The sequence below is a fragment of the Klebsiella sp. 54 genome, from assembly GCF_018223875.1.
Taxonomy (GTDB): Bacteria; Pseudomonadota; Gammaproteobacteria; order Enterobacterales; family Enterobacteriaceae; genus Klebsiella; species Klebsiella quasipneumoniae.
In genome coordinates, this window is sequence record NZ_JAGRRA010000013.1 from 94,825 (window position 1) to 112,709 (window position 17,885).

The window sequence follows — 17,885 nt, forward strand, 5'->3', positions numbered from 1 at the left end:
TTGCCGGCGGTGAGGACTGGAAACCGCATCGCAGTCTCCCTAGACTAGAGTTTTCTTGACAGAACAGATGTGTGAAGGCGATGGGTTACGGGACGTTTGAAACATTACGGCGACAGAATGCGGTGCTGAAGGGCACCGTGGAGCTGAATTCCGGTATTCAACTGGCCGCGTGGTATAACAACTGCGATACCGTGACGGTGCGCAGCGATCATCATACCTTAAGCCTGTACATCGCCGATGGTTATGAAAGCTATCAAAAGACGCCGCACGGCTGGAAGAATGGCGGCGGCCCGGATCGCTTTTGCCTGATGCCGAAAGGCGATGAAAGCGTCTGGGATATCCGCGGCGATCTGTCGTTTGTCCATCTCTATTGTACCGATGCGCATCTGCGCCGCGTTGGGGAGGAAGTGTGGGATCGCAGCCCGGCTAACTTCACCCTGCAGGAAAAAACCTTCGCCAGCGATGACAAAATCACCAGCGTGTATCGTCAGTTTTTGCTGGCTAATGACTGGCGACAGCCGGCGAACCAGCTGACACTTAGCGCCGCCAGCAGTTTGTTGCTCACCCATCTGATCCAGCACTATTCCACAGTGCAGTGGCGCTTGCCCTCGGTCACAGGAGGACTGGCGCCAGGGGTGAAGCGTCACGTGCTGGCCTGGATTGACGCTCATCTCGATCAGCCGTTGACCCTGGCCGACCTGGCGCAGCAGGCGGGACTGAGTGAATTTCATTTTGCCCGTATGTTCCGCCAGTCGCTGAATATGGCTCCGCATCAATATGTGATGCAGCAGCGAATGGCGAAGGCGCAAAACCTGATCTGCCACAGCGCGCTGCCGCTCACCGAGATCGCTCTGGCATGCGGTTTCAGCTCCGCCAGCCATTTCAGCCATCGGGTCAAAGCCGCCACCGGCCTGACGCCCTCCCAGCTACGGGCGGCGCAGCGCGGATAACACGCCGTAGCTCACTCCGCCGAGCATCACGCCCCAGAACGCCGAACCAATTCCCGCCAGCGTCACCCCGCTGGCGGTGATCAGAAAGGTCAGCACCGCCGCGTCGCGCTCACTGGCCTGGTGTACCGCCTGAAACAGGCTACCGCCGATGGTGCCGAGTAGCGCCAGGCCGGCCAGCATCTGGATCCACGCTGTCGGCAGGGCCGACATCAGCGCAGTGATCGATCCCCCGAACAGACCGGCCAGCAGATAAAAACCGCCGGCAGCCATGGCCGCCAGCCAGCGCTGCTGAGGATCCGGGTGCGCTTCCGGGCTCTGGCAGATGGCGGCAGTGATCGCCGCAATACAGATGGAGTAGACCCCAAACGGCGCCAGCAGCAGCGCCAGCCCCCCGCAGACAACGATCAGCGCGGAGACCGGTACGACATAGCCTGCTGCCTGCAGGGTAGCGAACCCGGGCGCGTTCTGTGAAGCCATGGTGACGAGGAAGAACGGCAGGCCGACGCTGAGAAGCAGCGCCGGGGTAAACTGCGGGGCGATCCATTCCGGTGCGACAAACGCCAGCGGCACAGCGGCGCTGGCCACTTCCCCGGAGACCGCGGCTATCAGCGCCCCCGCAGCCAGCGCGGCCACCACGGCGAAGCGGGGCCACAGCGTCTTACACAGAAGCCAGGCGGCGAGCATGCCGCCGCACAGCAGCAGATGATCCTGTAAGCCGGCGAAGGCTTGCAAACCGAAACGCAGCAGAATGCCGGCCAGCATTGCGGCGGCCAGCGAATGGGGAATGATTTTCATCAGCCAGGCAAACAGGCCTGTGACGCCGCAGAGGACGATCAGCGCATTGGCGAAGATAAATACCCCCACCGCCTCGGGTAGGGTCACCCCCTGCAGGCCGCTGACCAGCAGGGCGGCGCCCGGCGTTGACCAGGCGGTGAGCACCGGCACTTTTCGCCAGCCGCTCAACGCTAGGGTGCTGACGCCCATGGCGAGGCCCAGGGCCGTCATCCAGCCGGCGATCTGCCCGGGCGTGGCGCCGGCGGCCGCGGCGGCCTGCCAGATGATGGCGGCAGAACTGGCGTAGCCCACCAGCACGGCGACGAAGCCGGCGAACAGGGTGGGAAGCGGAACGGTAAACGAGCGCATAGTTTTCTCTTGTGCGTTATAACGTCCGTTTACTCTATCATTGTACGTTATAGCGCACAAGCTATCCGCGGCGTGAGGGTAGCGCCACCGAGGCGCTCGTCGCAAACGGCCCGCGATGCCGCTAATCGCCCTGTAGAATGAGGCAAATGGGGGTATACTCTGGGCTGAAAAATCAGGAGGTAGGATGAATATTGCGCAACATCTGGCGGCCACCCTCAAACATCTGCGTCAGCAGCGCGGCTGGAGCCTGTCGCGTCTGGCGGAAGAGACCGGGGTGTCGAAAGCCATGCTCGGGCAGATAGAGCGGAATGAATCGAGTCCGACGGTAGCGACGCTGTGGAAGATTGCCACCGGGCTGAACGTGCCGTTTTCGGCATTTATCGTTCCGGATGACAGCGTGGCGCCCTCCGCGTTTGACCCGCAGCAGCAGGCGATGGTGGTAACCCCGGTCTTTCCGTGGGACCCGGAGCTGCGCTTTGATCATTTCTCGATAACCCTCGCTCCCGGGGCGTTGAGTGAATCGACGCCGCATGAACAAGGGGTGATTGAGCATGTGGTGGTGATTAGCGGTACTCTGGAGCTCTGCTTACAGGGGGAATGGCACTCGCTGCAGGCGGGTGAGGGTCGGCGCTTTGCCGGCGATGCGGCGCATGCCTATCGGAACAGCGGCGTCCTGGCGGCTCATTTCCATTCGCTTATCCATTATCCAAAAGAAAAAACCGCGGGCGAACCCGCGGCCAGACAAGATGACTGATGATAACCACTCACAACGTGACGAGGAAAATCCGGAATACGTAATGACAGTACTCTGTACGGTGATTTGAAGGAAATATCTTTTCCTTCAATACTTTGCTGAAAACTGAAAATTCGTCGTCCCATGACGGCGGAAAAGGTTTTCGTCTGCGCCCGGTTCTGACTACAATAGCCGCCATTTCGACCCCCTTATACTGGATAACAACACGCGTATGCGCCTGCACAATCATCGTCTTGAACTTCTTAGTCCTGCCCGCGACGCCGGTATCGCTCGCGAAGCGATCCTTCACGGCGCTGACGCCGTTTATATCGGTGGACCTGGCTTTGGCGCCCGCCACAACGCCAGCAACAGCCTGAGTGACATCGCCGGGCTGGTGCCTTTCGCCCATCGCTTTGGCGCCAAGGTCTTTGTGACGCTGAACACCATTCTGCATGACGATGAGCTGGAGCCGGCGCAGCGGCTGATCACGGATCTCTATGACGCGGGCGTCGATGCGCTGATTGTTCAGGATATGGGGATCATGGAGCTGGATCTGCCGCCAATCGAGCTGCACGCCAGCACCCAGTGCGATATCCGTAGCGTGGAGAAAGCAAAGTTTCTCTCAGACGCCGGCTTCAGCCAGATCGTGCTGGCGCGCGAGCTGAACCTCAGTCAAATCAAAGCCATCTACGATAATACTGACGCCACCATTGAATTCTTTATCCATGGCGCACTGTGCGTGGCCTATTCCGGCCAGTGCTACATTTCCCACGCCCAGACCGGACGCAGCGCCAACCGCGGCGACTGCTCGCAGGCCTGTCGCCTGCCGTATACCCTGAAGGACGATCAGGGGCGCGTGGTGGCCTATGAAAAGCATCTCCTGTCGATGAAAGACAACGACCAGACCGCCAACCTGGCGGCGCTGATCGACGCCGGGGTACGCTCCTTCAAAATTGAAGGCCGTTACAAAGACATGAGCTACGTGAAAAACATCACCGCTCACTACCGCCAGATGCTGGACGCCATAATCGAAGACCGCGGCGACCTCGCGCGCGCTTCAGCCGGCCGCACTGAGCATTTCTTTATCCCGTCCACCGATAAAACCTTCCACCGCGGCAGCACCGACTACTTCGTTAATGCCCGTAAAGGCGATATCGGCGCCTTTGATTCGCCAAAATTTATCGGACTGCCGGTGGGCGAAGTGCTGAAGGTGGGTAAAGACCATCTCGACGTCGAGGTTAGCGAACCGTTAACCAACGGCGACGGCCTTAACGTGATGATTAAGCGCGAAGTGGTGGGTTTCCGCGCCAATACCGTGGAAAAAACTGGCGAAAATCGCTATCGAGTGTGGCCGAACGAGATGCCTGCGGATCTGCATAAAGTGCGTCCGCATCAGGCGCTTAACCGCAACCTCGACCACAACTGGCAGCAGGCGCTGCTGAAGACCTCCAGCGAACGCCGCATCGCCGTAGACGTCACCCTAAGCGGCTGGCAGGAGCAGCTGGTTCTCACCATGACCTGTGAAGATGGCGTCAGCGTGACCCATACCCTTGACGGGGCGTTTGCCGAAGCTAACCAGGCAGAGAAAGCGCTAACCAACCTGCGTGACGGTGTCACAAAACTGGGGCAAACCATTTATTATGCGCGCGATGTGCAGGTCAACCTGCCGCCGCTGTTTGTTCCCAACAGCCTGCTCAACCAGCTGCGTCGTGAAACCGCCGAAATGCTGGATGACGCGCGTCTCAACGCCTGGCAGCGCGGTACCCGCAAGCCGGTCTCCGTGCCGCCCCCGGTTTACCCGGAGACCCATCTCTCCTTCCTCGCCAACGTCTATAACCATAAGGCGCGGGCGTTCTACCAGCGCTATGGCGTGCAGCTGATTGATGCCGCCTATGAAGCGCACGAAGAGAAGGGCGATGTGCCGGTGATGATCACCAAACACTGCCTGCGCTTTGCCTTCAATCTCTGTCCGAAACAGGCGAAAGGCTCCATCAAGAGCTGGAAAGCCACGCCGATGCAGCTGATCCATGGCGATGAAGTGTTGACCCTGAAGTTTGACTGCCGTCCGTGCGAAATGCACGTGGTCGGCAAGATCAAAAACCATATCCTCAAAATGCCGCATCCGGGGAGCATCGTGGCCTCCGTTAGCCCTGACGAGCTGATGAAGACCCTGCCGAAGCGCAAAGGGGCCTGATCTGCGGCGACGCTACTGGCTGTGTGATGCCCGCGGTTTGCGGGCGTCCTGCCAGCGGTGATGCTCGCGCAGGTCGGCGGCGTTCTCTTCGCACCGGCTGCGAAGCTCATCGCTATCCGCCTCATGCAGCAGCTGCTGTTCGAGACCCTGTACCGGAAAGTAATCGTGCCCCTGACGGTGGGCCAGCAGATGCCCGGAAAATAGCGCGCACAACAACAGCAGGGCACTCGTGCTTCTTCTCAACATACCTTTTCTCTGCGAATCAATGGCGTGGGCTTACTATGCCAGGGGCTGTGCAGGTTTTTTTCCCGGTTTATCAAAGAAGGGCAAGAGTTTGTCAATGTCTGCTGAAAGAGGGTGAAAAAAGCCTGGCGTAGAAGGCCAGGCCTGAGGGATTACGCTTTTGGCGGCAGTGGTTTCCCGCTGTGCTCGCCGCCTTTTGGCGGCTGCTTACCACCATGCTGCGGTTGTTTGCCGTCTCGTTGCGGCTGCTTGCCATCATGCTGCGGCTGCTTGCCGTTGTGTTGCACTTGCTTACCGTCGTGTTGGCCCTTTTTCGCCGGCAATTTACCCTGATGGTGCGCGCCTTTTTCTGGCGGCGGCGGCGGGTTGTCGGCAGCGAAAGCCCATGACGATATTCCCAGCGTCAACGCGGCGGAGAGTAAAGCTAACTTCTTCATAGCAATATCCTTTATTCTGATGTGTCCGCGTATTTCAGCAGGTAAAAGTGAAGACAAGATGGAGAAGTCCAGATCCGGAATACTCTGCATCCCGGTTCAAACTTTAAGACCTGCGGCGGTCATCAGCAGGCGAAATAGCAGGCTGATGGCGGCCAGCGTCAGCACGCTGCCTCCCCACAGCGCGATCAGCCACAGCAGACGTTTGGACCAGACGGTTTTCATCAATGATACCCCTCCCCGGGCTGGACTTTGCCGCGGAACACGTAATAGCTCCAGCAGGTATAGCCAAGAATAACCGGAATAATCAGCAGCGCGCCCACCAGCATAAAGCCCTGGCTTTGCGGCGGGGCGGCGGCCTGCCACAGGGTGATCGACGGCGGAATAATATGCGGCCAGATGCTGATCCCCAGTCCGCTAAAGCCGAGAAACACCAGGCCCAGCGTCAGGGTGAAAGGCGAGACATGGCGGTCATGCAGAGGTAGCGTGCGCCATAGCCAGGCGCTAATCAGGAGCACCAGCAGCGGCACCGGCAGCAGGAAATAGAGATTCGGCAGGCTGAACCAGCGGGCGGCGATCGCCGGGTGCGCCAGCGGCGTCCACAGGCTGATGACGGCAAATACCCCCAGCAGCGCGACCAGCATCTGCCGCGACGCCCTGCGCATCCGCTGCTGCAGCGCGCCTTCGCTCTTCATTACCAGCCAGGTGGCGCCGAGGAGCGCATAGGCCACGCACAGCCCGAGTCCGCAAAAGAGGTTGAACGGGGTCAGCCAGTCAAACATGCCGCCGCTGAAGGTGCGACCGCTGACGGTAAAACCATTAATCACCGCTCCGACCACCACGCCCTGGCTGAAGGTTGCCAGCAGGGAACCGCCGAAAAAGGCGCGATCCCAGAACGGCCGGTGCGACGGCGTGGCCTGGAAGCGAAATTCAAAGGCCACGCCGCGAAAGATCAGGCCGATCAGCATCAGGGTCAGGGGGATCGACAGGGCGTCGATAATCACCGCGTAGGCAAGAGGAAAGGCGCCAAACAGACCGGCGCCGCCCAGCACCAGCCAGGTCTCATTGCCATCCCAAACCGGGGCGACGCTGTTCACCATCACGTCGCGCTCTGTGCTGCCCTGGACCGTGCCGAACAGTATGCCAATGCCCAGATCAAAGCCGTCCATGACGATGTACATCAGCGTGGCAAAGATGATAATCACGAACCAGATCACCGATAATTCGATACCCATTAGCGGGACTCCTTCTGCAGATAACCTTCAGTAGCGGCGGACAGCGGGCGGGCTGGCGTACCGGTTGTCGCGGGTTGCACCGCCTGCGGCCCCTTGCGGATCAGGCGCAGCATATAGCTGTAGCCGACGCCGAAGACGGCGCTGTAAACCACAATAAAGGTCAACAAACTGACCGACATATGCAGATCGCCGTGGGCGGAAACCGCCTCGGCGGTGCGCTGAACGCCATACACCACCCATGGCTGGCGGCCCACTTCGGTAGTCACCCAGCCGGCGAGAATCGCAATCAGTCCTGAGGGGCCCATCCACAGGGCAAAGCGCAGAAACGGCCGCGAGTGGTACAGCCGGTCGCCGCGGCGCAGCCACAGGGCCAGCGCCCCGAGCAGCAACATCAGCATGCCGAGACCGGCCATCAGGCGAAATGACCAGAACACCACGGTGGAGTTTGGCCGATCCTCAGGGGCGAACTCCTTCAGCGCCGGCACCTGTTTATCCAGGCTGTGGGTGAGGATCAGACTGCCCAGCGCCGGGATCTCAAGCCCGTAGCGGGTGCGCTCCTGTTCCATATCTGGCCAGCCAAACAATAGTAACGGCGTCGGCTCGCCGGGCGGGTTTTCCCAGTGGCCCTCAATGGCGGCGATTTTTGCCGGCTGGTGTTTCAGGGTGTTCAGGCCATGCATATCGCCGATCAGCGCCTGGACCGGCGCGACCAGCAGCGTCATCCATAGCGCCATGGAGAACATCTTGCGGATCGCTGGCGACTGATTGCCGCGCAGCAGATGCCAGGCCGCCGAGGCGCCGACGAACAGCGCGCTGCTGAGAAATGCCGCCACCGTCATGTGCAGTAAGCGGTAGGGGAACGACGGGTTAAAAATCACCGCCAGCCAGTCGACGGGCACTACCTGGCCATCGACGATTTCAAATCCCTGCGGAGTCTGCATCCAGCTGTTGGAGGCGAGGATCCAGAAGGTTGAGATGATGGTCCCCAGGGCTACCATGCAGGTGGCGAAAAAGTGCAGCCCCGGCCCCACGCGGTTCCAGCCGAAGAGCATGACCCCGAGAAAACCGGCTTCGAGAAAGAACGCCGTCAGGACTTCATGGGTCAGCAGGGGGCCGGTGATGCTGCCCGCGAACTGCGAGAAACCGCTCCAGTTAGTGCCGAACTGATAGGCCATCACCAGCCCGGATACCACTCCCATACCGAAGTTGACGGCGAAGATCTTCGACCAGAAATGGTACAGCGAGCGCCAGGTGGGATTTTTGCTTTTCAGCCACAGGCCTTCGAGAACCGCCAGGTAGCTCGCCAGGCCAATGGTGATGGCGGGAAAGATAATATGAAACGAGACCGTAAAGGCGAATTGAATTCGCGCCAGATGGAATGCATCAAGACCGAACATGCAGGACTCCACAACAAAATTGATTCAGCGCAATTTTAGGCAGGGCGGTGGCAAGGGGGCAGAGGCAGTCGGTTCATTTTTTAGCATAACAGTTGGCGGCTGTTATGATCTTTTTGCCGGTCTCCGGGACATTCAGCGCAGTACTGCCCCTCGGGGGAGTCGCGCCGTTTTTTCAACCCTAAAAGCACAACCAAATTATTGGCCATGGGGAAATATGGATTATATATATCCTTTAATTATCGCAGGCTTACGAATTGGCTTAGACCTGAACTGAGGCGGGTATGGCCATTCAGGTTTTTTGGGCAATATCCTCAGAGCACGACAGTCAAAGCATTTCTTGTCGGTACTTTATTCATAAAAGTTTATGCCTCAACTCATTTATTAGTATTAGGAACAGTAAAAAAGATGAGGCAGTTAATTGTGAATTAAATAATTTTAAATTGTCGTCTTTTACCGCGCTTTGTATTTTATTCTCAGGATATCAATACAAAGGAATGTACATGTCAGAAAAAGGATTACATAGTTTATGTATTACGCTCGGTATCATGCTCATTTTTTGGTTGGGCATAATTACGTTGTTTTGGGCAATTTTCGCGTAACTCCGGCCTGGGGGCTTTCTGAGCGATAGGGTTGCGCTGTTTTACATAACAGTTTCTTAAAACTGTTAATTTATAACAACTGATATATGATAAAAGGAGTTTGCAGCAAGGAAAGGGTAACAATGAAAAAGTATCAACAGCTGGCGCAGCAGTTGACCGACCAGATCGCGCTGGGCGTCTGGTTACCGGGCGATCGGCTCCCCTCGCTGCGCGAGCAGGTGATCAGCAGCGGCATGAGCTTTATGACCGTCAGCCATGCCTATCAGCTACTGGAAAGCCAGGGGCGCATCGTCGCCCGACCACAGTCAGGGTATTACGTTGCCCCCCAGCCGGTGAAGCTTCGTCAGCCGGCGCCGCCTGCCCAGGTGACCCGCGATGAAGCGGTTGATATCAATACCTACATCTTTGAGGTGCTTCAGGCCAGCCGCCAGGCGTCAATGCTGCCCTTTGCCTCGGCCTTCCCGGATCCGCGCCTCTTTCCGCTCCAGCAGCTTAACCGTTCGCTGGCGCAGGTGAGTAAAACTGCCACCGCCATGAGCGTGATTGAGAACCTGCCGCCGGGCAACGCGGAGCTACGGCACGCCATTGCCCGGCGCTATGCTCTGCAGGGGATGAACGTCTCGCCCGACGAGATCGTCATTACCGCCGGAGCGCTGGAGGCGCTAAACCTCAGCCTGCAGGCGGTGACCGAGCCCGGCGACTGGGTGGTGGTGGAAAATCCCTGTTTCTACGGAGCCCTGCAGGCGCTGGAGAGGCTGCGTCTGAAGGCGCTGTCGGTGGCCACCGACGTCAAAGAGGGCATTGACCTGACGGCGCTGGAGGCGGCCCTGCAAAACTATCCGGTCAAGGCCTGCTGGCTGATGACCAACGGCCAGAACCCGCTCGGCTTCACCCTCAGCGCCGAAAAAAAAGCAGCGCTGGTGGCGCTGCTGGCGCGCTATGACGTGATGCTGATTGAAGATGATGTTTACAGCGAGCTCTACTTTGGCCGCGAGAAGCCGTTGCCGGCGAAGTTCTGGGATCAACAGGATATGACGCTGCACTGCAGTTCGTTTTCAAAATGTCTGGTGCCCGGCTTTCGCATCGGCTGGGTGGCGGCCGGGAAACAGGCGCGGCGGATCCAGCAGCTGCAGCTGATGAGTACGCTCTCCACCAGCTCGCCGATGCAGTTAGCCCTGGTGGATTACCTGTCGACCAAACGCTATGACGCCCATCTGCGCCGTCTCCGTCGCCAGCTGGCGGAACGTAAACAGCAGGCCTGGCAGGCGCTGCTGCGCCATCTGCCGCCGGAGGTCATTATTCATCACAGCGACAGCGGCTATTTTCTGTGGATCGAACTACCGGAAGGGGCGGATGCCAGCGTGCTGAGCGCCCGGGCGCTGGCGTCGCACATCAGCATCGCTCCGGGAAAAATGTTTTCCACCTCTGCCAGCTGGACCTCGTTTTTTCGTTTCAATACCGCCTGGGGCTGGGGAGAACGCGAAGAGCAAGGGGTGAAGCGGCTGGGTGAACTAATTCGTGAGCAGCTTTCCTGATCGCTTTGGCTATTTTTCGCCGCGATAACCAATCGCTATAAATAAACGAAGAGTTTTTTTTATCGAGGCCGGTCATTATTTTACCGGCGCTCACCATAGGAAATATGCATACCCCTCCTTTTTCTCTAACTCGTTGTCTATAATCCATAAAGTCATTCTTGTGTTGGCGATCTTTGCGTAATGCGTCCCGGGTCACAACCTGAATAAATTCCCTCGAGGGCGTTAATCCGCTGACTACCCTTATTTCAGGAGATATTTTTACGGCACGGCTGCCGCTAATTCCCTTGTGACAGGAGTAACACCTGATGAGCAAAAAATTGGCCCGTTGCAGCCTTTATGTGCTGGGGATGGCCTGCCTGACCGTACAGGCGGCTGAGCCACTCACCTCGCTGGATAAACCGGAAGGGCGCCTGGATATTATCGCCTGGCCGGGGTATATCGAACGCGGTCAGACCGACAAGCAGTACGACTGGGTCAGCCAGTTTGAAAAAGAGACCGGCTGTCAGGTTAATGTGAAAACTGCCGCCACCTCTGACGAAATGGTTAGCCTGATGGCCAAGGGCGGCTACGATCTGGTGACTGCCTCGGGCGATGCTTCGCTGCGTCTGATCATGGGCAAACGCGTTCAACCGATTAACACAGCGCTGATTGCCGGGTGGCACACTCTCGACCCGCGCATTGCGCAAGGGGCATGGTTTAACGTCGGGGGCAAAGTTTACGGCACGCCGTATCAGTGGGGACCGAATCTGCTGATGTACAACACCCGCGTATTCCCGACGCCGCCGGACAGCTGGAGCGTGGTCTTCGTGAAGCAGGATCTTCCGGATGGCAAAACCAATCAGGGGCGGGTGCAGGCCTATGATGGCCCGATCTATATCGCCGACGCCGCGCTGTTTGTCAAAGCCACCCAACCACAGCTCGGGATCGACGACCCCTATCAGCTGACCGAAACCCAGTACAACGCGGTGCTGAAGGTGCTGCGTGACCAGCAACCGCTGATCCACCGCTACTGGCATGACGCCACCGTGCAGATGAACGACTTCAAAAACGAAGGGGTGGCCGCCTCCAGCTCGTGGCCCTATCAGGCCAACGGCCTGAAGGCGGAAGGCCAGCCTGTCGCTACCGTATTTCCGAAGGAGGGGGTGACCGGCTGGGCGGATACCACCATGCTGCACAGCGAGGCGAAGCACCCGGTCTGCGCTTATAAATGGATGAACTGGTCGCTCACGCCGAAGGTGCAGGGCGATGTGGCGGCCTGGTTCGGCTCGTTGCCGGTGGTGCCTGAGGGCTGTAAAGCCAGCGCGCTGCTCGGAGAGAAAGGCTGTGAGACCAACGGCTATGACCAGTTTACCCGCATCCACTTCTGGAAAACGCCGATTGCCGAGGGGGGGAAATACGTTCCCTACAGCCGCTGGACGCAGGACTACATTGCGATAATGGGCGGCCGCTAAGGATCGGAGGTAAACAATGACGTACGCGGTCGAGTTTCAGAATGTATCGCGCCTGTATGGCGATGTACGGGCAGTGGACGGGGTCAGCATTGGCATCCGTGACGGCGAGTTTTTCTCGATGCTGGGTCCTTCGGGCTCGGGGAAAACCACCTGCCTGCGGCTGATTGCTGGTTTTGAGCAGCTCTCCGGCGGCACCATCCGGATCTTCGGTCAGCCGGCCAGCGAGCTGCCGCCCTGGCAGCGGGACGTCAATACCGTGTTCCAGGACTATGCGCTGTTTCCCCATATGTCGATCCTCGACAATGTTGCTTACGGCCTGATGGTCAAAGGCGTGGCGAAGAAAGCGCGCCATGCCCGCGCCCAGGAAGCGCTGGAGAAAGTGGCCCTCGGTTTTGCGCACCATCGCAAGCCCTCCCAGCTCTCCGGTGGTCAGCGGCAGCGGGTCGCCATCGCCCGGGCGCTGGTGAACCAGCCGCGGGTGCTGCTGCTCGACGAGCCGCTGGGCGCTCTGGATTTAAAGCTGCGCGAGCAGATGCAGGTGGAGCTGAAAAAGCTACAGCAGTCGCTGGGGATCACCTTCATCTTCGTTACACACGACCAGAGCGAAGCGCTGTCGATGTCCGATCGCGTGGCGGTGTTTAACAACGGGCGCATTGAGCAGGTGGACGCCCCGCAGGATCTTTATCTGCATCCGAAGACCGCCTTTGTCGCCGGTTTTGTCGGCACCGCCAACGTCTTTGAGGCCGAGGCGGCCCGGCGGTTATGCGGCCTGGCGGGCTGCTGGTCGCTGCGCCCGGAGCATGTTCGCCTGCAGGGCGGCGGGGAGGTGCAGGTGCAGGGCGTGGTTCAGGCGGTACAGTATCAGGGGGCGGCGACGCGGATCGAGCTCCGGCTGGCGGATGGCGACAAGCTGCTGGTCAGCCAGGCCAATATCGACGGCGCGGCGGCGGCGAGCGTTCCTCGAACCGGGCAAACGGTGCAGGCGTCATGGTCGCGGGCGGCGATGACCCCGCTGGAAAGCGGAGGCTGAGATGACCATGGCGATTGTTCCTGCGCAGGCCGGACGCGTATCGGGGATCTTCTGGCGCCGGCCGGCGCTGGGCCTGTTTTTGCTGCTGCTTGGGCCGTTGATGTGGTTTGGCATCGTCTATCTGGGCTCGCTGCTGACCCTGCTGTGGCAGAGTATCTACACTTTTGACGACTTCACCATGTCGGTGACCAGCGACTTTACGCTGGTCAACCTGCAGGCATTGTTCAACCCCGCCAACTACGACATTATCGTCCGCACCCTGGTGATGGCGCTGTGCGTGACCTTGGCCAGCGCCCTGCTGGCGCTGCCGATGGCCTGGTATATGGCGCGCTACACCAGCGGCAAAATGAAGGCCTTCTTTTATATCGCGGTCATGCTGCCGATGTGGGCCAGCTATATCGTCAAGGCCTACGCGTGGGTGCTGCTGCTGGCCAAAGATGGCGTAGCGCAGTGGTTCCTCGGCCATCTCGGGCTGGAAGGGGCGCTGAACGCTCTGTTGACCGTCCCGGCTGTGGGCGGCAACACCTTATCCACTTCCGGCCTCGGACGCTTTCTGGTCTTCGTCTACATCTGGCTGCCTTTTATGATCCTGCCGGTGCAGGCGGCGCTGGAGCGTATTCCGGGCTCTCTGCTGCAGGCCTCGGCCGATCTTGGCGCTGCCCCACGGCAGACCTTTCGCTACGTGGTCCTGCCGCTGGCTATTCCCGGAATTGCCGCCGGGTCGATCTTCACCTTTTCGCTGACGCTGGGCGATTTTATCGTGCCGCAACTGGTCGGCCCACCGGGGTACTTTATCGGCAATATGGTCTACTCGCAGCAGGGGGCGATCGGCAATATGCCGATGGCGGCGGCGTTTACCCTCGTGCCGATCGTGCTGATTGCCCTTTATCTGGCGTTCGTGAAACGTCTGGGAGCCTTCGATGCACTCTGAACGCGCACCCTGGTACCTGAAACTGGCGACATGGGGCGGGGTGGTGTTCCTCCACTTTCCGCTGCTGATCATTGCCATCTATGCTTTTAATACCGAAGATGCTGCCTTCAGCTTTCCGCCGCAGGGGCTGACGCTGCGCTGGTTCAGTGAGGCGGCAGGGCGCAGCGATATTCTGGAGGCAGTGACGTTGTCACTTAAGATCGCCGCCCTGTCGACGGCCATTGCCTTAGTGCTTGGCACGCTTGCTGCAGGTGCCCTGTGGCGGAGCACCTTTTTTGGTAAGAACGCGGTGTCGCTACTGCTGCTCCTGCCCATCGCCCTGCCGGGGATTATAACCGGCCTGGCGCTCCTGACAGCCTTTAAAGCGGTCGGCCTGGAGCCTGGTCTGCTGACCATCGTGGTGGGGCACGCGACCTTCTGCGTGGTGGTGGTGTTTAACAACGTCATCGCTCGCTTCCGCAGGACCTCCTGGAGCCTGGTGGAGGCCTCGATGGATTTGGGGGCGACTGGCTGGCAGACCTTTCGCTACGTGGTGCTACCCAATCTGGGTTCGGCGCTGCTGGCGGGCGGGATGCTGGCATTCGCCCTGTCATTTGATGAAATCATCGTCACGACTTTTACCGCGGGGCATGAGCGAACCTTGCCGCTGTGGTTACTGAATCAGCTGGGGCGGCCGCGAGATGTGCCCGTCACCAACGTTGTCGCGCTGTTGGTGATGCTGGTAACAACGATACCAATCTTAGGGGCCTGGTGGCTCACCCGCGACGGCGATAACGTCGCCGGAAACGGGAAATAAAACCATGAAACAGGATAATGCTATGCAACACAACCTCTTAATAAACGGTAAGTTAGTGGCAGGTGAAGGCGAAAAGGTGCCGGTATACAACCCTGCGACCGGCGAAGTGATCCTGGAGATTGCCGAAGCGACAGCGGCCCAGGTGGATGCCGCCGTTGAGGCGGCGGATCGGGCGTTTGATGCCTGGAGCCAGACGACGCCGAAAACGCGCGCGGAATGTCTGCTGAAGCTGGCGGATGCCATCGCGGCGCAGGCGGAGCCCCTGGCGCAGCTGGAGTCGCTGAACTGCGGCAAGCCGCTGCACTGCGTGCTTAACGATGAGATGCCGGCCATTGCGGACGTTTTCCGCTTCTTCGCCGGGGCCGCCCGTTGCCTGCCGGGGATGGCGGCCGGAGAGTATCTGGAAGGGCATACCTCGATGATCCGTCGCGACCCGGTGGGCGTGGTAGCCTCCATCGCACCGTGGAATTATCCCCTGATGATGGCGGCCTGGAAGCTGGCCCCGGCGCTGGCGGCAGGCAACTGCGTGGTGCTAAAACCCTCCGAGATCACGCCGCTGACGGCGCTGAAGCTGGCAGAGCTGGCAAAAGATATCTTCCCGGAAGGGGTGATCAACGTACTGTTTGGCCGCGGCAAAACGGTGGGCGATCCGCTGACCGCTCACGCGAAAGTGCGGATGGTTTCCCTGACCGGGTCGATTGCCACCGGCGCCCATATCATCGGCCATACCGCCTCGTCGATTAAACGTACCCATATGGAGCTGGGCGGTAAGGCGCCGGTCATCGTCTTTGACGACGCGGATATCGACGCGGTAGTGGATGGCGTTCGGACCTTCGGGTTTTACAACGCCGGCCAGGACTGTACGGCCGCCTGCCGGATCTACGCCCAGCAGGGTATTTATGAGCAGCTGGTGGAGAAGCTCGGGGCGGCGGTGGCCAGCCTGAAAATGGGGGCGCCGGAGGATGCCGCCACCGAGCTGGGGCCGCTGAGCTCGCTGGCCCATCTTGAGCGGGTCAGCGCCGCGGTGGAAGCCGCAAAGGCGCTACCGCATATTAAAGTGGTTACCGGTGGCAATCGGGCTGACGGCGCCGGCTATTATTTCCAGCCGACGCTGCTCGCCGGCGCCCGGCAGGAGGACGCTATCGTGCAGCGCGAAGTGTTTGGCCCGGTGGTCAGCGTGACGCCTTTCAGCGATGAAGCGCAGGCCCTGAGCTGGGCAAATGACTCCCAGTATGGGCTGGCCTCTTCGGTGTGGACGAAAGATGTTGGCCGCGCCCACCGGCTCAGCGCCAGGCTGCAGTACGGCTGCACCTGGGTCAACACCCACTTTATGCTGGTGAGTGAAATGCCGCATGGCGGCCAGAAGCTGTCGGGCTACGGGAAAGACATGTCGATGTATGGCCTTGAGGATTACACCGTGGTTCGCCATGTGATGGTTAAACATGGCTAACGGATTGACCCTTAAGCGGCAAAAGATTATTACGCAATGGGTGTGTTAGTGCGCTAATAGTCACGATGGCAAAAATGGTTAAAACTCGCGGCGGGGGATGTGAGATTATTCTGATACCCCTTCAAGAGCTAAGCCATCGTGAGTGCCGGAGATAAGCGCCGGATGGGGTTCGCCAGCCACCCTGGGCGCATCGCGCCCGGCGGGTGAGGCGGCAACGTCGCGGTTTGCGACCGGATACCGGCCCCTGCCTGATGGCAGGGGCTTTTTTATGTCCACAGTAAGCCAGGAAGAGGAGGATGCCAGCGACGCTGGAGCAGGGAGGAATTTGTTTTAACCGTGTTCAGCGTTTGGTTTTTTTGCTCGGCAAGCTGGCGCTGCGACGGTCACGTATATAGGAAATAAGATTATACACCGCCGCGACCAGCAGGATCAGCGCGATGACCAGCGTGATGATTCCGGACATATCCACCTCGAAATATAAAAGCGCACTGCGCTAAAAACATTACCAATAGTTATGAATGTAAGTATTCTCTGCAGAGAAGGCAAATGATATTTGTTGTCATTTAGCGCTATTTTGGGCCCTGGCCAGCGAGGCCAGACAGGAAAAGGTTTGGTTACAATAGCTTGTAGCCGCCTGTTATCTTATTCAGATCCAGCGCCAGTGTGGTATATCGCATTTTCGGTCAAGGCGCGCTAATCTTTTCATTTGCGATTGGCGAAATATTATCTTTATCAGATGAATCAGATTGCGCTGAACAGAAACTATTTCACGACTATAAATAAGGCTTTTATATTTGCAGTCAGCGGGTGATATTTATTCGCAATATTTAATCACCGACGAATCAATCCACCATACGCGCCAGCGCGGTGGCGCACGCTCCCGGGTTTGACTTTCCGCCGCCGCTCATGCGATCATTTCCTGCATATTCGGTTTTAACGTTGATGTCGCTGTGAAAATTTTTGCTTTTATTCTGCTGGCTGTCGGCACCGTGGCGCTGAGCTATGGTAACGCGCCGGCAAAACGTATTCAGGACTGTGAGAACGCGGGAGTGGGGCAGGCCGTCTGCGCCGCCGCCGAATGGGATAATGAGAAAGTGAATGTTCTGCCTCATTATAACCCTGAGCTGAACAAGGTTATTATCGCAGGCCATTCAGCCCGTAGCGTTTATGACTCTGATAATGGCGCCAGCCTCCGCACGTAAAAAAGCAGCCCACTGGGCTGCTTTTTTAGGTTTCGTTGCTGAGAAAAATGATTAAAACCAGCCAAATCTCACCGACAGCAGGCTGATAAGCGCGAACGCGGCGCAGACATTAATCATAACGACGGTCTTGCTGGAGACATCCATAACGCCACCTTAATGAGTAAGCCCCTAAAGGTATAGTACGGCGGGCGCGGTTGCGCTATCGGATTAAGACGAATCAGGCTTTGTTCTGAATATTGAGCCCGATTCTGAATTTGTTATACAGGTATCTCTGAATCACGACGTCATGGCAGATAATTATCCCACCATGGAACGCTCCTCAGGGAAGGAAAACTAAGAATGACGTTATATCAAAAAATGTTGGTGTTTTACGCCATTATGGGCGTGATCTGTGCCGTAATTAGCTGGTTTTTAACCAAAGAGAGTTGGGTGATCCGCCTGCTGGCGGCTCTGTTGATCGGTGCCACCTGGCCGTTCAGCTTCCCCATGGCGCTGCTCGTCTCGCTGTTTTAACCTTCCGGCTGCGGACGACAGAAAAGGGTGGCGGCAAAGGTAAGGTTAC

General features: G+C 58.6%; 20 protein-coding genes. 11 read left to right on the top strand and 9 right to left on the bottom strand.

Annotated features, from left to right (window positions below):
* The first annotated feature begins 80 nt into the window (after positions 1 to 80).
* A complete protein-coding gene (locus tag KHQ24_RS22030) occupies positions 81 to 950 on the top strand; it encodes an AraC family transcriptional regulator (RefSeq protein WP_004202793.1) in 870 nt (289 codons plus the stop codon).
* Here the strand turns inward: KHQ24_RS22030 and KHQ24_RS22035 are convergent.
* A complete protein-coding gene (locus tag KHQ24_RS22035; protein ID WP_211777471.1) occupies positions 927 to 2,093 on the bottom strand; it encodes a benzoate/H(+) symporter BenE family transporter in 1,167 nt (388 codons plus the stop codon). The two genes, KHQ24_RS22030 and KHQ24_RS22035, sit on opposite strands and share 24 nt — an antisense overlap.
* 184 nt (positions 2,094 to 2,277) lie before the next feature.
* On the opposite strand from KHQ24_RS22035, the gene KHQ24_RS22040 reads away from it, so the two are divergent.
* Positions 2,278 to 2,847 carry a helix-turn-helix domain-containing protein gene (locus KHQ24_RS22040; protein ID WP_004202791.1) on the top strand — a complete coding sequence of 190 codons (570 nt, stop codon included), beginning with the start codon at positions 2,278 to 2,280 and terminating at the stop codon, positions 2,845 to 2,847.
* A 10-nt stretch (positions 2,848 to 2,857) separates the two neighbouring features.
* Here KHQ24_RS22040 and KHQ24_RS22045 read toward each other — a convergent pair whose 3' ends face one another.
* Positions 2,858 to 3,025 (bottom strand): hypothetical protein, encoded by a 168-nt coding sequence (locus KHQ24_RS22045; RefSeq protein ID WP_032425876.1) that lies wholly within the window; start codon positions 3,023 to 3,025, stop codon positions 2,858 to 2,860.
* A 33-nt stretch (positions 3,026 to 3,058) separates the two neighbouring features.
* Between KHQ24_RS22045 and KHQ24_RS22050 the strand changes: the two genes are divergently transcribed.
* Positions 3,059 to 5,020 (top strand): peptidase U32 family protein, encoded by a 1,962-nt coding sequence (locus KHQ24_RS22050; protein WP_085846096.1) that lies wholly within the window; start codon positions 3,059 to 3,061, stop codon positions 5,018 to 5,020.
* A gap of 12 nt (positions 5,021 to 5,032) precedes the next feature.
* Here KHQ24_RS22050 and KHQ24_RS22055 read toward each other — a convergent pair whose 3' ends face one another.
* From KHQ24_RS22055 to KHQ24_RS22075, 5 genes are all read right to left on the bottom strand, one after another.
* Entirely contained in the window at positions 5,033 to 5,266 is a 234-nt protein-coding gene (locus KHQ24_RS22055; protein ID WP_017900476.1) for a DUF2554 family protein, read from the bottom strand.
* 149 nt (positions 5,267 to 5,415) lie between these two features.
* Positions 5,416 to 5,700: a hypothetical protein gene (locus tag KHQ24_RS22060; protein ID WP_004202787.1), complete on the bottom strand. Its 285-nt coding sequence runs from the start codon at positions 5,698 to 5,700 to the stop codon at positions 5,416 to 5,418.
* A 96-nt stretch (positions 5,701 to 5,796) separates the two neighbouring features.
* Positions 5,797 to 5,922, bottom strand: coding sequence for a DUF2474 domain-containing protein (locus KHQ24_RS22065; RefSeq protein WP_004202785.1), 126 nt, complete (start codon positions 5,920 to 5,922; stop codon positions 5,797 to 5,799).
* Positions 5,922 to 6,932, bottom strand: a complete 1,011-nt coding sequence (gene cydB, locus KHQ24_RS22070) for a cytochrome d ubiquinol oxidase subunit II (protein WP_114508200.1) — start codon at positions 6,930 to 6,932, stop codon at positions 5,922 to 5,924. The genes KHQ24_RS22065 and cydB overlap by 1 nt, the downstream gene beginning before the upstream one ends.
* Complete coding sequence (locus KHQ24_RS22075) at positions 6,932 to 8,329, bottom strand: cytochrome ubiquinol oxidase subunit I (protein ID WP_211777472.1); 1,398 nt, start codon at positions 8,327 to 8,329, stop codon at positions 6,932 to 6,934. The genes cydB and KHQ24_RS22075 overlap by 1 nt, the downstream gene beginning before the upstream one ends.
* A 721-nt stretch (positions 8,330 to 9,050) precedes the next feature.
* On the opposite strand from KHQ24_RS22075, the gene KHQ24_RS22080 reads away from it, so the two are divergent.
* The 6 genes from KHQ24_RS22080 to patD all read left to right on the top strand — a co-directional run bounded on the left by KHQ24_RS22080 (position 9,051) and on the right by patD (position 16,121).
* Positions 9,051 to 10,463, top strand: coding sequence for a PLP-dependent aminotransferase family protein (locus tag KHQ24_RS22080; RefSeq protein WP_094334059.1), 1,413 nt, complete (start codon positions 9,051 to 9,053; stop codon positions 10,461 to 10,463).
* A 305-nt stretch (positions 10,464 to 10,768) separates the two neighbouring features.
* A complete protein-coding gene (ydcS, locus tag KHQ24_RS22085; protein WP_048324447.1) occupies positions 10,769 to 11,914 on the top strand; it encodes a putative ABC transporter substrate-binding protein YdcS in 1,146 nt (381 codons plus the stop codon).
* A 16-nt stretch (positions 11,915 to 11,930) separates the two neighbouring features.
* A complete protein-coding gene (locus tag KHQ24_RS22090) occupies positions 11,931 to 12,944 on the top strand; it encodes an ABC transporter ATP-binding protein (RefSeq protein WP_004202778.1) in 1,014 nt (337 codons plus the stop codon).
* A gap of 1 nt (position 12,945) precedes the next feature.
* Positions 12,946 to 13,875, top strand: coding sequence for an ABC transporter permease (locus KHQ24_RS22095; protein ID WP_211777473.1), 930 nt, complete (start codon positions 12,946 to 12,948; stop codon positions 13,873 to 13,875).
* A complete protein-coding gene (locus KHQ24_RS22100) occupies positions 13,865 to 14,671 on the top strand; it encodes an ABC transporter permease (RefSeq protein WP_017900483.1) in 807 nt (268 codons plus the stop codon). Before KHQ24_RS22095 ends, KHQ24_RS22100 begins: the two co-directional genes overlap by 11 nt.
* Positions 14,672 to 14,693: 22 nt before the next feature.
* Positions 14,694 to 16,121, top strand: a complete 1,428-nt coding sequence (gene patD, locus KHQ24_RS22105) for an aminobutyraldehyde dehydrogenase (protein WP_094311973.1) — start codon at positions 14,694 to 14,696, stop codon at positions 16,119 to 16,121.
* 340 nt (positions 16,122 to 16,461) lie between these two features.
* On the opposite strand, the gene KHQ24_RS22110 is transcribed toward patD, so the two are convergent.
* On the bottom strand, positions 16,462 to 16,584 hold the full coding sequence (locus KHQ24_RS22110) for a small membrane protein (RefSeq protein WP_004175940.1): 123 nt from the start codon (positions 16,582 to 16,584) through the stop codon (positions 16,462 to 16,464).
* 487 nt (positions 16,585 to 17,071) lie between these two features.
* Between KHQ24_RS22110 and KHQ24_RS22115 the strand changes: the two genes are divergently transcribed.
* Positions 17,072 to 17,323 carry a hypothetical protein gene (locus KHQ24_RS22115; RefSeq protein WP_048324443.1) on the top strand — a complete coding sequence of 84 codons (252 nt, stop codon included), beginning with the start codon at positions 17,072 to 17,074 and terminating at the stop codon, positions 17,321 to 17,323.
* A gap of 51 nt (positions 17,324 to 17,374) precedes the next feature.
* Here KHQ24_RS22115 and yncL read toward each other — a convergent pair whose 3' ends face one another.
* Entirely contained in the window at positions 17,375 to 17,467 is a 93-nt protein-coding gene (yncL, locus tag KHQ24_RS22120) for a stress response membrane protein YncL (RefSeq protein WP_002906891.1), read from the bottom strand.
* Between the two features lie 195 nt (positions 17,468 to 17,662).
* Here yncL and KHQ24_RS22125 point away from each other — a divergent pair, with 195 nt between their 5' ends.
* Positions 17,663 to 17,836, top strand: a complete 174-nt coding sequence (locus KHQ24_RS22125; protein WP_004202771.1) for a GhoT/OrtT family toxin — start codon at positions 17,663 to 17,665, stop codon at positions 17,834 to 17,836.
* Positions 17,837 to 17,885: the final 49 nt, after the last annotated feature.